Annotated in this window: 13 protein-coding genes; 3 read left to right on the forward strand and 10 right to left on the reverse strand. The window is 68.5% G+C overall.

Features of this window, described 5'->3' with window-relative positions; all coding sequences use genetic code 11:
- Positions 1-27: 27 nt before the first annotated feature.
- Positions 28-828: a type I methionyl aminopeptidase gene (gene map, locus C5B99_RS09110; RefSeq protein ID WP_104241422.1), complete on the forward strand. Its 801-nt coding sequence runs from the start codon at positions 28-30 to the stop codon at positions 826-828.
- Positions 829-865: 37 nt separating this feature from the next.
- Here map and C5B99_RS09115 read toward each other — a convergent pair whose 3' ends face one another.
- Positions 866-2,119, reverse strand: coding sequence for a glycosyltransferase (locus C5B99_RS09115; RefSeq protein WP_258063130.1), 1,254 nt, complete (start codon positions 2,117-2,119; stop codon positions 866-868).
- Positions 2,120-2,238: 119 nt separating this feature from the next.
- The gene (locus tag C5B99_RS09120) at positions 2,239-3,342 is read right to left on the reverse strand and encodes a DMT family transporter (protein WP_104241423.1); all 1,104 of its coding nucleotides are present in this window, start codon (positions 3,340-3,342) and stop codon (positions 2,239-2,241) included.
- Between the two features lie 65 nt (positions 3,343-3,407).
- Between C5B99_RS09120 and def the strand changes: the two genes are divergently transcribed.
- Both def and C5B99_RS09130 read left to right on the forward strand, forming a co-directional pair.
- On the forward strand, positions 3,408-3,983 hold the full coding sequence (gene def, locus C5B99_RS09125; protein WP_104241424.1) for a peptide deformylase: 576 nt from the start codon (positions 3,408-3,410) through the stop codon (positions 3,981-3,983).
- A 41-nt stretch (positions 3,984-4,024) separates the two neighbouring features.
- Entirely contained in the window at positions 4,025-4,303 is a 279-nt protein-coding gene (locus C5B99_RS09130; protein WP_104241425.1) for a hypothetical protein, read from the forward strand.
- Positions 4,304-4,335: 32 nt separating this feature from the next.
- On the opposite strand, the gene hutI is transcribed toward C5B99_RS09130, so the two are convergent.
- From hutI to C5B99_RS09170, 8 genes are all read right to left on the reverse strand, one after another.
- Positions 4,336-5,493: an imidazolonepropionase gene (gene hutI, locus C5B99_RS09135; protein WP_104241426.1), complete on the reverse strand. Its 1,158-nt coding sequence runs from the start codon at positions 5,491-5,493 to the stop codon at positions 4,336-4,338.
- Positions 5,490-6,848, reverse strand: a complete 1,359-nt coding sequence (locus tag C5B99_RS09140) for a formimidoylglutamate deiminase (RefSeq protein WP_104241427.1) — start codon at positions 6,846-6,848, stop codon at positions 5,490-5,492. The genes hutI and C5B99_RS09140 overlap by 4 nt, the downstream gene beginning before the upstream one ends.
- A gap of 67 nt (positions 6,849-6,915) precedes the next feature.
- On the reverse strand, positions 6,916-8,574 hold the full coding sequence (gene hutU, locus C5B99_RS09145; protein WP_104241428.1) for a urocanate hydratase: 1,659 nt from the start codon (positions 8,572-8,574) through the stop codon (positions 6,916-6,918).
- A 63-nt stretch (positions 8,575-8,637) separates the two neighbouring features.
- Positions 8,638-9,312 (reverse strand): IclR family transcriptional regulator, encoded by a 675-nt coding sequence (locus C5B99_RS09150; RefSeq protein WP_104241429.1) that lies wholly within the window; start codon positions 9,310-9,312, stop codon positions 8,638-8,640.
- A gap of 106 nt (positions 9,313-9,418) precedes the next feature.
- Positions 9,419-9,952: a HutD family protein gene (locus tag C5B99_RS09155; protein WP_104241430.1), complete on the reverse strand. Its 534-nt coding sequence runs from the start codon at positions 9,950-9,952 to the stop codon at positions 9,419-9,421.
- A 38-nt stretch (positions 9,953-9,990) separates the two neighbouring features.
- Positions 9,991-10,590 carry a hypothetical protein gene (locus tag C5B99_RS09160; RefSeq protein ID WP_104241431.1) on the reverse strand — a complete coding sequence of 200 codons (600 nt, stop codon included), beginning with the start codon at positions 10,588-10,590 and terminating at the stop codon, positions 9,991-9,993.
- Positions 10,587-11,792 carry a glutathionylspermidine synthase family protein gene (locus tag C5B99_RS09165; protein WP_219819630.1) on the reverse strand — a complete coding sequence of 402 codons (1,206 nt, stop codon included), beginning with the start codon at positions 11,790-11,792 and terminating at the stop codon, positions 10,587-10,589. Before C5B99_RS09165 ends, C5B99_RS09160 begins: the two co-directional genes overlap by 4 nt.
- Before the next feature lie 155 nt (positions 11,793-11,947).
- Positions 11,948-13,048 carry a M23 family metallopeptidase gene (locus C5B99_RS09170; protein WP_104241432.1) on the reverse strand — a complete coding sequence of 367 codons (1,101 nt, stop codon included), beginning with the start codon at positions 13,046-13,048 and terminating at the stop codon, positions 11,948-11,950.
- Positions 13,049-13,154: the final 106 nt, after the last annotated feature.

Genomic DNA, 13,154 nt, shown 5'->3' on the forward strand with positions numbered 1-13,154 from the left:
TCAGCACCTCCGGAAGGACGTCCCCCGATGATCGAGATCCTCAACGAGGCTGAAGTCGAGCGCGCCGCACGAACGGGCCGACTCGTCGGCACGATCCTGCAGGACCTGAAGGCTCGCGTCCGAGTCGGCACCGACCTGCTCGAGATCGACAGCTGGGCCAAGGCGATGATCCTCGACGCCGGCGCGACCTCCTGCTACGTCGACTATGAGCCGCCATTCGGGCGTGGCCCGTTCGGGCACTACATCTGCACCGCGGTGAACGATGCGGTCCTCCACGGCAAGCCGTACCACTACCGCCTCGCAGACGGCGACCTCCTGACGCTCGACCTCGCGATCATCACCGAGGGCATCGCCGCGGATGCCGCGATCAGCTTCATCGTCGGGCCCACCCGCGACCCTCGCGATGAAGCCCTCATCGAGACGACCGAGCGCGCACTCGAGGCCGCCATCGCCGTCGCGAGACCTGACGCCCGCATGGGCGACATCTCGCACGCGATCGGCTCGGTGCTCACGAGCGCGGGCTACGCGATCAACATGGAGTTCGGCGGGCACGGAATCGGCTCGACGATGCACCAGGACCCGCACGTCGCGAACGACGGCCGCCCCGGCCGCGGCGTTCGCCTCCGCGCAGGAATGCTGCTCGCGATCGAACCCTGGGTCATGGCCGACACTCGCACGCTCGTCACCGACGACGATGGCTGGACGCTTCGCAGCGCGACAGGATGCCGCACCGCGCACACCGAGCACACCATCGCGATCACGGCGAACGGGGCGCGCATCCTGACCCTGCCCGCGAAGCAAGAGGCCCCCGCGCCGGAAACGGCGTGAGGCAGGCGGGCATCGACGGAGCGCCGTCGCCCCCGGGTCAGTCGAGCGAGTGATCCTGCTCGTTGACGGAGTCGCGGGCGACGTCCTTGACCGAGGCTCCCCGATAGAGGCGCTCGAAGAGCTCGAGCGTGCGGTCGATGTCGTGCATGCGCACGAGGTCGAGTCCGGCGCGACCCAGCTCTTCCCGCTCGGAGGAGGAGAGGGAGAGCACTTTCGAGAGCTTCTCCGCGAGGTCCCGCTTGTTGTTGGGCTCGAACAGGAAGCCGTTCTCGCCGTCGTGCACCAGGTGGGGCAGCGCCATCGCGTCGGCCGCGACGACCGGCAGCCCGGAGGCCATCGCCTCCATCGTCGCGATCGACTGCAGCTCGGCGATCGACGGCATCGCGAACACGGAGGCGCGCGTGTACATGCGGCGAAGCTCCTTGTCGCTCAAGTAGCCGTGGAATCTCACCCGGTCGGCGAGCCCGAGCTGCTTCGCGAGCGACTGCAGGTTCTTCTTCTGGTCGCCGCCTCCCACGATGTCGAGGTGCACGTCGCCAGGGAGCAGCGTGAGGGCACGCAGCAGCACATCGATCTTCTTCTCGCCGGTCACGCGACCGACGAAGAGGATGCGCTTCGCCTCACGCGGTGAGAAGTCGAAGGTGTAGTCGGAGGTTCGGATGCCGCACGAGATCGCGAGCACATCGGAGATGCCGCCGTTGGCCTCGAGGAAGTCCGCGGCGCGACGTGTCGGCGTCGTGATGGCCGTCGCACGTCCGAGCGTGGAACGCGCATCCTTCCACCAGATGCTCGCGGCAAGCCCGCGCAGAGCCTGCGGCAGGAGCGAATGATCGACGAGGTTCTCGATCATGAGGTGATTCGTGCCGATGATCCGGATGCCGCGCTTCTCAGCTTCGATCGCGACACCGCGGCCGATGATCACCGCCGACTGGAAGTGCACGACGTCGGGGCGCACCTCGTCGACAACACGCTGCGACTCTGCGCGGATGTGCCACGGCGGCGCGTAACGCAGCCAGTCGTGTGCCCACCAGCGGTGCGAACGGAGACGGTGGGCGGTGATGTTCTGACCGTCGTACTGCTCGGTCCACGTTCCGTGACGCCTGCTGGCGGCAGGGACCATGACGTGCACGTCGTGCCCTCGCGCGGCCATTCCGGAGGCGAGGTGCTCCGTGAACTTGGCGGCACCGTTGACGTTGGGCGTGAAGGTGTCCCCCGCGATCAGGATCTTGAGCGGCCGCTCGCCATCTGCTGCGACGGCGGTGCTGCTTGGTGAACGACCTTCATTCGGCACGGGGTGGTGACCTCGATCTCATCTGGGCTCGCGACAGGTGGTGGTCGTCGCTCGCGGAATCTCACGTCATGGTACTGGCCGAGCGCTGAGGCGGAGCCGCAGCACACGCTGAAGCTCTGCTATTGGTCGATAGTGCGGGCGGGCCCGTGCTTCGAGGCGGCGCTGCGGCCCGGCGCCTCGATTCGCTGCTCGACTCGGTCCCCATCGTCGGACGGCGTGCCCGCAGCTCGGCCCTCGGCGTCGTGGCGGCGACCCTCGAGATCGAGTGCACCGCGCCCCTCCACTGCGCTCCGGCGCACCGCCTCGACCTCATCCTCGGTCTGCCCCCGCTCGAGCACGAAGACGCCCGTCACGGCGATGGCACCAGAGACGATGAACATCACGAAGGCGTACCACGGTGCAGCGCTCGCCTCGCCAAGCACGGCGATGGCGATGGCCACGGCGATGATCGGGTCGATGACCGTGAGTCCGGCGATGACCATGTCCGGCGGTCCCGAGGCGTAGGCATTCTGGACGAAGTAGCCGCCGACGCCCGTCGCGACGAGCAGCGCGACGAGGCAGATGAGGGTGAGCCACTCGAAGTTGTCGTGCTGGATGCGGTTGATCGTGATCTTGGCCAGCGTCGCGACGAAGCCGTAGATGATGCCGGCGCCCAGCACGTAGATGAGGGCCTTGAAGCGCTTGCGGAGCAAGAAGAACGCCGTGCCGAAGACGACCACGACGATCGCGAGGAGGACGAGCACCGTCGAGACCTGCTCATCGGAGATCGCCCCCTCCTTCGCGAAGAGCGCCGCCACGGTGACAAACGCGCCGACGCCGATGATGCACAGCGCCACCGCGAAGATCTTCACGTTCGGGAGCCGCTGGCGGATCGCACGGGCGGTCAGGAGCGTCGTCAGCAGCAGGGAGACGACCCCGAGCGGCTGCACCACGATGATCGGCGAGAAGACGAACGAAGCGAGTTGCAAGACCACTGCGAGACCGAGCATCACGGTGCCGACGACCCAGGAGGGTCGGCTCAGCAGCGCCAGGAGATGCTTCAGGTTGAGCCCGGCAGCACCACTCGTGCCGCTCGCCGCCTCGACCTTGCTGACACCGCGGTGCTGGTACATGGCGCCCAGCGACATGAAGACCGCGCCGACGAGCGCGAGGGGAATGCCGATCATCTGGACCGGGGAGAGCCCCGGAAGCACTGCCAGATCACTGAGGGGTGCGATGGTCATGATGGGCAATCCTATTGTGCGGCGCGCGTCGTGAAGGGATGTTGCCGCGAAGATACGCTGATGGGATGACAACTCTCCCAATTCGCATCTACGGCGAGCCAGTCCTCCACGAAGCTGCCGCCCCGGTCGACGAGATCACCGATGAGATCCGCCAGCTCGTCGCGGACATGTTCGAGACCATGGATGCGGCCCCCGGCGTCGGCCTCGCGGGCCCCCAGGTCGGCGTCGGCAAGCGCCTCTTCGTCTACTCCTACGAGGAGGCGGATGGCACGATGCGCCGTGGCGTGGCCATCAACCCCGAGTTGTACGTGACGCCGGCCGAGCCCGAGTCCCTGCTCGAGCTGGACGACGAGCTCGAATCGGAGGGGTGCCTCTCGTTCCCGGGCGAGCGCTACCCCCTCCGCAGGTCCGAGCGCGCGCTGCTGCGCGCCTCCGACCTGGACGGCTCGCAGTACGAGATCGAGGCAGAGGGCTGGTTCGCGCGCATCCTGCAGCACGAGTACGACCACCTCAACGGCATCATCTACGCCGACCGCCTCGAGCATCCCTGGTACAAGGATGCGTTCAAGGTCATGCGCAAGCGCAGCTGGGGCGGGCCGGGGAAGAGCTGGCTGCCAGGCGTGGACGACCTCGAGGGCTGAACCGCCCGGTCATTGTCGGTGGCTCCTGCGAGGGTTCCGACATGACCACAGCGCTTGACGACCCCATCGAGGTCGAACTCGTCGACGAGCTCCCATCCGTCTTCTGGTGGGAGCGCTTCGCCTACATCGTGCATGGCCTGCCGCAGTCGTTCTATCGGCGGGTCCAGCAGCGTTGGTGGGCCGGCGAGGGCGACCCGTCGCGCCTCGACACCGAGTTCTGGCGGGTCAGCGCGAGTCGCGACGGGCACGACGCAGACGCGTGCCTCTACGACCTGCGCAGAGACCCGGACGGCTGGCGGCTGGTGCTCCGATGGGAGTGAGCCCTGTGCCCCATCGTGCGGAGCCGCGCAGCTCAGACGAGACGGATGCCCGCCTGCCAGACCGCCTGCGTCAGCTGCATCCCCGGTCTGTAGGCCAGGTGCGTGACCGAGGGGGCGTCGAGCACCTGGAGGTCTGCACGGAAGCCAGGCATGAGCCCTCCGATCGGCAGCTCACCCTCGCGCCGACGCAGCGCGACGGCACCGCCCATCGTGGCCGACCAGACCGCCTCTTCGACGCTCAGATGCATCTGCAGCACCGCCGTGGCGACGCAGAAGGCCATGGACGTCGTGTACGAGGTTCCCGGGTTGCAGTTGCTCGCCAGCGCAACCGTCGCCCCGGCATCGATGAGGCTCCGAGCCGGCGGGAACGGCTGGCGAGTCGACAGGTCGCAGGCGGGAAGCAGCGTGGCCACGGTGCTCGACGCGGCGAGCCGGTCGATGTCCTCGTCGTCAAGGAAATTGCAGTGGTCGACGCTCGCCGCCCCCAGCTCCACCGCCAGCCTCGCCCCGGGGCCGGGACCGAGCTGATTGCCGTGGACCCGCAGTCCGAGACCGGAGTCGAGGCCGGCCTGCAGTACCGCCCTCGACTGCGCCTCGTCGAAAGCACCGCGCTCGCAGAACACATCCATCCAGGCCACGTACGGACGAACCGCCTGCAGCATGGGGCCCGTCACGAGGGCCACGTAGTCGTCTGCGTCCCAGCCGTCCGGCACGACGTGCGCACCGAGGAACGTCACATCCTGACCGAACTCCGCCGCGAGGCGCCCGGAGCGCTCCTCGGTCTCGACATCGAGGCCGTATCCCGTCTTGGTCTCGAGCCACGTGGTGCCGTTGACGTTGGCGGCGCGGATGCGCTCAGCCATGAGCGAGCGCAGCTCGTCACCGCTCGCTGCGCGCGTGCGTTCGACGGAGACCTTGATGCCGCCCGCCGTGTACGTCTCCCCCGCCATCCGCGCCGCGAACTCCGTCGACCGGTCCCCCGCGAAGGCGAGGTGGGTGTGGGAATCGACCCACCCAGGCAGCACGGCTCGGCCGCCCACGTCGAAGCTGCTGTCGGCCGCTGGCGCATCCACGTCCGCGCCGACCCACACCACCCGCTGGCCGTCGAGCACAAGCGCCGCGTCGTGCAGCACCCCGAGGTCTCCGTTGGTCGTGAGCTCGCCGATGTTCCTGAAGACCGTCGCGCTCATGTGCTGCTCCCTGCTGAGATTCCGTCGGCGCTGGATGATGGGTCCGCCGAGAGCACGGCGAGCTCGGCGGCCGCCCGCGCCATCCGCGCCGAGTCACTCTCGCGGTCATAGACGACCCGGCCCGCGACCACCGTGCGGAGCACGTCGCTCGACGTTCCCGTGAGCACGAGCTGTGCGGGGTGCGAGCCCGCGGTCCGCACGGAGGCGGCGTCGACCTCGACGAGGTCGAACGGCCCGCCAAGCGTCGCAGGCGGGGCGAAGCCGAGCGACGCGTACCCGGCCGTCGTGCCGATCTCGGTGAGCTCACCGGGCGAGAACCGTCCCCTCGTCTGCGAGCGGAGCCGTTCGCCGGCCTCGAGGCCGCGCAGTTCGAGGAGGGGGTCGACAACCGCGTTCTGGTCCGAGCCGACCGCCAGCCGGGCGCCGGCGGCGGCGAGCTCCGTGCCCGGGCCGATGCCGTCGCCGAGATCGGCTTCCGTGGTCGGGCAGAAGACCGCGTGCACGCCAGCTGCGCCGAGGAGCGCGATGTCGTGCTCGCTCAGGTGCGTCGCGTGGACGACGCTCAGGCGGCGGGTGAGCGCTCCGGCGTCGGCGAGCAGCTCGGTGGGCGTGCGCCCGTGGGCTGCCAGGCTCTGCTCGTTCTCCGCGACCTGCTCTGACAGGTGGACGTGCAGGGGAACGTCGTCCGGGAGAGCGCGGGTGATCTCTGCGATCGCGGCCGTCGGCACAGCCCGCACGGAGTGGAGGGCAGCGCCGAGCACAACCTGCGGATGATCGGCCCTGAGCCGTTCCCGGAGTGAGAACCACCGCGCGATCCACCGCGCTGCGTGGCCATCTCCGAACCGACGCTGCTGCGCTGAGAGCCCCGTTCCTATCGAGCCGGCGAGGTAGCACGTGTCGAGCAGAGTCAAGCGGATGCCAGCGGTCTCGGCGGCACGCGCGAGAGCCAGCTCCATGTCGTGGTCGGGGTAGGGCGTGCCGTCGGGCTGATGGTGGACGTAGTGGAACTCGCCAACGGCTCCCCATCCGCTCGCCACCATCTCGATATAACAGGCCGTGGCGATCCGCTCCAGCGATTCGGGCGTGAGCCGGCCCGCGATGGCATACATCTTGTCCCGCCAGGACCAGAAGTTCCCGCCGTCTGCGTGCGTTCGCCCGCGGAGCAGGCGGTGGAAGACGTGCGAGTGCGCGTTGCCGAAGGCGGGGAAGACGGTGCCGAGGACCAGGTCGCCATCGGCGGCGGGCACACCAAGCTGCTCTTCGACGACCTCCCCCGATTCGCAGCGGAGCCTAACAGCGCGCAGGACCTCATCGCCGCGGACGAGGGTCTCGATCCAGACCCACTCCACGCTCATGGGCGGACCTCGCTGCCGGAGGACTTCTCGGTGATGGCGACCTCGCGGAGCGCGGTGCGCCGCTCGGTCATTGGCCCTCCCACATGGGCACCCGCAGTCCGCGTTCCCTCGCGATATCGGCGGCGTGCTCGTAGCCAGCGTCCACGTGCCGCATGACACCCGTGCCGGGGTCGTTGGTGAGCACGCGCTCGATCTTCTGCGCGGCGAGGTCGGTGCCGTCGGCCACGATGACCTGACCGGAGTGGATCGACCTGCCGATCCCGACGCCGCCGCCGTGGTGGAGGGAGACCCAGGTGGCTCCCGAGGCGGTGTTGAGGAGCGCGTTCAGGAGAGGCCAGTCCGCGATCGCGTCCGAACCGTCCTTCATCGACTCGGTCTCGCGGTACGGCGAGGCGACCGAGCCGGAATCGAGGTGGTCCCGGCCGATGACGATGGGCGCGGAGAGCTCGCCGGTGGCGACCATCTCGTTGAACTTGAGCCCGGCGAGGTGCCGCTCCTGGTAGCCGAGCCAGCAGATCCTGGCCGGAAGGCCCTCGAAGTGCACCTTGTCGCTCGCGGCCGTGACCCAGCGGTGCAGTCGCTCGTCGTCGGGGAACAGCTCGAGAATCGCTCGGTCGGTCGCGGCGATGTCAGCGGGGTCGCCGGAGAGCGCCACCCATCGGAAGGGTCCGCGCCCCTCCTCGAACTGCGGGCGGATGTGCGCTGGCACGAATCCCGGGAACTCGAAGGCTCGCTCGTTCCCGCCGAGCTTCGCCTCGGCCCGGATGGAGTTGCCGTAGTCGAAGACCTCGGCACCGGCATCCTGGAACCCGACCATGGCCTCGACCTGCTTGGCCATGGAGGCGCGGGCGCGCTCCGTGAAGCCGACCGGGTCGCGCTCTGCCTCGGCCTTCCACTCCTCGACGCTCACGCCCTCTGGGAGGTAGGCGAGTGGGTCGTGCGCGCTCGTCTGGTCGGTGACCATGTCGATGGCGACGCCACGCTCGAGGAGGAGCGGGAAGATCGTCGCCGCGTTGCCGACCACGCCGACGGAGCGAGGCTCGCGGGCCTGCTTCGCGGCAAGCACGCGCTCGATCGCGTCGTCGAGGTCGTGTGTCATCTCGTCGAGGTAGCCGTGCTCCACGCGGCGCTCGAGCCGGCTCGCGTCCACGTCGACGATGAGGACCACACCCTCGTTCATCGTGACGGCGAGCGGCTGCGCACCGCCCATGCCACCCGCGCCACCCGTGAGCGTCAGGGTGCCCGCCAGCGTGCCGCCGAAGCGCTTCTCAGCGGCGGCCGCGAACGTCTCGTAGGTGCCCTGGAGGATGCCCTGCGTGCCGATGTAGATCCAGGAACCCGCCGTCATCTGGCCATACATCGTGAGGCCGGCAGCCTCGAGTCGTCGGAACTCGGGCCAGTTGGCCCAGTCTCCGACGAGGTTCGAGTTCGCGATGAGGACCCGAGGCGCCCACTCGTGGGTGCGGAAGACGCCGACCGGCTTCCCCGATTGGACGAGCAGCGTCTCGTCATCCTCCAGAGTCGTGAGGGTGCGGACAATCGCGTCGTACGCCTCCCAGTTGCGCGCCGCCTTGCCCGTGCCGCCGTAGACGACCAGGCTCTCCGGGTGCTCGGCCACTTCCGGATCGAGGTTGTTCATGAGCATGCGCAGCGGCGCCTCGGTCTGCCAGCTCTTCGCAGTGAGCTGCGACCCGCGTGGGGCCCTGATGTTCTCGTGTGCGTTCATGTGCGTGATCCCTTGGTGACCGGAAAGAGTTGAGGAAGGGGGACGAGTGCTGCCCGGGCCGGCTCAGGCAGGGCCGGGGCGCGCTGACGTGGTCGCGCTGAGTGAGTGCTCGATGCTGGCGGCCGCGCCGCTGAGGAGGGCGCCGTAGCGCTCGACCTTGCTCGGCGTGATGCGGTAGCTCGGAACCAGCACACTGAGCGAGGCGATGACTCGCTCGTGGAGCACGACCGGGGCCGCAACCGCGGTGACGTCCTTCTCGACGCCGCTCTCGAGCGTGACGTAGCCGACGGCGGGCCTCTCACCGCGAAGCACCCGTCCGGAAGCCGAGCCCTCGAGCGGAATAGTGCGTCCGACCCAGTTGGTGTGCCGCACCGACTGGGTGCCCTCATGGATGGCGATGTAGAGCGCCTGGTCCGCGTGACCGGGCACGCTGAGGTAGACCGACTCGCCGGTCGAATCGGCGATGTCGCGCATAGCCGGCGAGCAGAGCAGCACGAGGTTGTCGTTCGAGAGCGCTCGCGCCCCGAGCTGCACGATCCGGCTCCCGGCGTGGAAATCACCCGCTTCATCGCGGCTCACGAACCCCGAGGATTCGAGCGTGCGCAGCAGCCGGAGCGACGTACTGGGTGAGAGTTCCGCGAGGCGCGAGCTCTCGGCCAGGCTCAGGCTGCCGTGCTCGCAGACGATCGCGAGCAGGGAGAGCGCCCGTTCGACTGTTCGGGTCGAGGGTTCGGCCATCGTGCCTCCTTCATTGCAGGCAACCGTAGACGTGGATCGTTACGCGGATCGACCGCGCTTGTTTCCACCTAGTAAAACGGTTCTGCCATCAAATGGCAATGCACCCTCAGTTCCGCGCGGCTGCTCGAACGACCGCGAACAGCCCGCGCAGGCCGGAGATCGACGGTCTGACGCTTCCCTCGAGCACCACCGTGTCGAAGCGGGCGAGGACCAGCGGCCCGCAGATCAGCTCGCCGTCGAGAACGACGACTGCCACGGAATCGAGTGGCAGCTCGCGAGCATCTCGGACCACGGCGACATCGAGAGCGGGAATCGCATCGGAGTACATGAGATTCAGCACCTGCGAGCTGCCAGCGACGGATGCCCCGACGACGTGCTGCGTGCCGGCGAACCGCGCCTGCTCCCCCGGGCCGAGCACCACCTCTCGGCCGTCGATCTCGAGACGCACCGCGTCGATCGCGAGCTGCGCACGCTGAGTTCCCGGGATGAGCGAGAACTCGGCTCGCTGCTCGATCGTCGCGATACTCAGCGACCAGCCGCCCCCGGCCGGCATGGCTCTGATGGTGCGAGTCACCCCCAGACCGTTCTGCCAGGGCGCGGGCTGGAGGTCGTCGTAGCGGATCACGTCGGCGGAGGTCATGCCCCCATTCTCCAGCCCCGCGACCGGGCCGAGAGAGGTCAGCCGCCCGTCGAGCTGCCGCTGCCGCCGCCCTTCACCGTCGAGCCGAACCCGGACTTCCCCGTCGCCCCGAAACCGCTCTTCAATGGTGCCCTCGAGCCGACGGTCGCTCCCGCTGGGGCCTTCTGGGCGACGTCGGAGTGAGCGGAGGAGCCGGGGGCCGCGAACCCGCCGGAGGTGACGGGTGCCCACGAGCTCACGCGAGTGCTGTTCCAGCGGGAGGACGCGAAGAGCACCGGCCCCAGCCAGAGTGCGGAGCTGTAGTGGGTTCCGTAGCTGCTGGACGACTCGCACAGCGACTCGGCGTCCCCCTCGACCTGCTCACCCTGCTGCTCGAGGAGCTGGATCTGCTCGTTCACATCGGCGAGGCAGTCCTCCTTCGACGTGTAGGTCGGGCGTTCCGCACCATCGGGCAGCACGTAGTTCTCGCCGTCGGCGCCTTCGACCACGACCCCATCATCTGGGACGGTGCTGCAGCCAGCGAGGAACATCATGGCGGCCGCGACTCCCATCGCTCCGACGGTCTTCGGCGTCGACGGGCGGGCGATTCTGGACAGGGTCACGCCACGGCTGCGGCGCAGCTTCGGTTCGTACGTCATGGTCGCTCCTCATGGTCGGTGATGTAGTGGGGCACGAACTCGGCGAGGTCGCCCGTGATGGGCCCACTGGTCTCCCGAACGTCGATACCGGCAGGCGTCTCACCCACGATCCAGGAACCCACGATGACCGTCTTGCCGTCGATGTTCGCGAGCGTGGCCCGCTCCTGGTACACGAAGCCCTCCGCGCCGTAGTCGCCGCCGTTCTCGGCCGTCTTGCGCCCCACGAGGTCGTACATCGTGACGTTGGCGCCCTCGCGTCCGAGCTTCGGCTTCTCGACGTACGCCCTGCCACGAAGTCGATCGGGAGTCGGGTAGGCCGCGAGCAGCAGCGGATGATCCGGGAAGAGCTCCCAGAGCACGACCAGGAGCTGCTTGTTGGAGAGCATCATCTTCCAGATCGGCTCGACCCAGGCGGTTGTCGCTCGCGTGGTCGGGAAGTACTGCGCGAACTCCTCACGCACCATCCACTCCCAGGGGTACAGCTTGAAGATGCGCTCGATGCGCTCCCCGTCGCCGTCGATGAAGCCGTGGGCGTCCTCATCGAACTGCACATCCTCCATGAAGATCTGCTTCACCTCGAAACCGGCGAGACGCGCGGTCTCCGCCATGTAGCCAACGGTGTCGGCGTCCTCGACGATGAGCTGCCCGTCGCCGCTATCGTGCAGTGACGCGAGATGGAGGCGCGCGCCCTGCGGGAGGAACCAGCGCTGCACTCGGAGGTGCACCCACTGCTCCACGAGCAGCTCGTGCAGGAGGTTGAACTGGTCGGCGCCGTCACCCCGTGTCTCGACGAGCCACTGCCATTGCGCGGCGGCGGACTCCACGAGCGACGTGGGCGTATCCGCGTTGAATTCGAGGAGCTTGATCGTTCCCGCCGCGTCGTACGCGAGGTCGAATCGTCCGTACACGGTGGGATCGTCCTCGTCCCAAGACTTCTCGACGAGGTCCCAGAGCTCGACCGGGATGCCGAACTCCGCGAAGCGACGATCGCGCACGATGCGCTCGCAGGCCTCCATGCAGAGCCGGAACAGCTCAGCCGTCGCCTCCTCGAACGCATCGATCTCGGCCCCTGAGAAGCCGTAGGCCGCTTCTTCCTGCCAGTACGGCCGCCCGCCCTCGGACTCCATGTCGTAGAAGGTGAAGCCGATCGAGTCGAACCTCGCTCGCCAATCGGCGCGCGGAGCACTGTACGTGCGAATCACAGCTCGTCCATCCTCGGATCTCTTCACTCACCGGCTGAACTGCCGACGAGCATCCCCCAGCAACAGTAGGGCCAGGGGGTCGAGAATACCCGGAGAAATGGTGCTGAGAGGAGGCCGCGGCCTGGTCCTTCCAGGGCCGTGGCAGAGTGCCGTGCCTACGAACCCGTCGACGGGCCAGGTGCGGCCGACTCGGACTCCGCCGGCGGCGTCGGGGCCGCTGGCTCCTGCGACTGCGACGGAGCTGGGCTCGGAGACTCGGGCTCCTGGCTCGGCGACGTGGACGGCGGCGGCGTGGACGACTCGGTCTCCGTGGGAGACGGCGCCGGCGACGTCGTGTCCTTCGGGGGCGTCGAGGGCTGGGCGGGCTGCGCGGGCGTGTCAGGGACCTGGTCAGCCGGCGGCTTCGGCGTATCCTCGCCCGGTTCCCAGTAGTCCTTCTCTGACGGATCGTTCGTCGGCGGGTTCCACGTCGGCGCCTCGCCGAAGATGTCCACGGCAGCCCCATCCGCGTACTTGTTGAGGAACTTCTGCGGGTCGACGTGGGTTCCGTCGACGATGGTCTCGAGGTGCAGGTGCGGCCCGGTCGAGGCGCCGGTGTTGCCGAGCAGGCCCACGAGCTGTCCGGTCCTGACCTCGTCGCCGACCTTGACCGCTGGCGAACCTGCGACAAGGTGGGCGTACACGGAACGCACTTGCAGGCCGTCGATGCGGTGCTCGACGACGACGTGGGCTCCGAGGCCGCCGCTGTCGGTCGGAACGGACTCGATCACGATGCCGTTGGCGATGGTCCCGACCCGCGTGCCCTGGGGGCCGGCCATATCGAGGCCGCGGTGGTTCGAGGAGCATCCCGAGCACGGTGAGTTGCGCGGTCCGAAGCCGTCGCTGATTCGCACGAGGCTCATGTCGACGGGCCACTGGACGCCCGGTGCCACCGTGCCACCGGCGGATCCGGCACCGGTTCCCTGCACGACAGGAATGTCGCGGGTGCCGATGAGCTGCCCCGGAACGCTGCCGGAAACGGTGTAGGTGACTCCGTCGTGTTCCTTCGAGGACACGACCGGCACCGTCGACTGGCCGTCGTCGACCGCACCCGTGACGGCAGCTGCGCCGATCGACGCGGCAGCGATGAGGCCGAGCGTCGCGGCGACGACGGGAACGGCGAGAAGCCTGGCGCGGCGGCGTTCTTTTGCTCTGCGCGCGCGCCGGCCCGGGACGTCGAGGTGGGTGTCTGACGTGGCGGTGGATGACTTCGGCAAGGAGTCTCCTGCAATTCTGCAATTGGTGCTTCACGGGCGACGTGTCCGAGTCTAAAGACCCTCGCGCGAATGCGGAAGTACTGATTCAGAGACTGGTGGCGTATCG

The organism is Pseudoclavibacter sp. Z016 (genome assembly GCF_002931215.1).
Classification (GTDB): Bacteria; Actinomycetota; Actinomycetes; order Actinomycetales; family Microbacteriaceae; genus Pseudoclavibacter.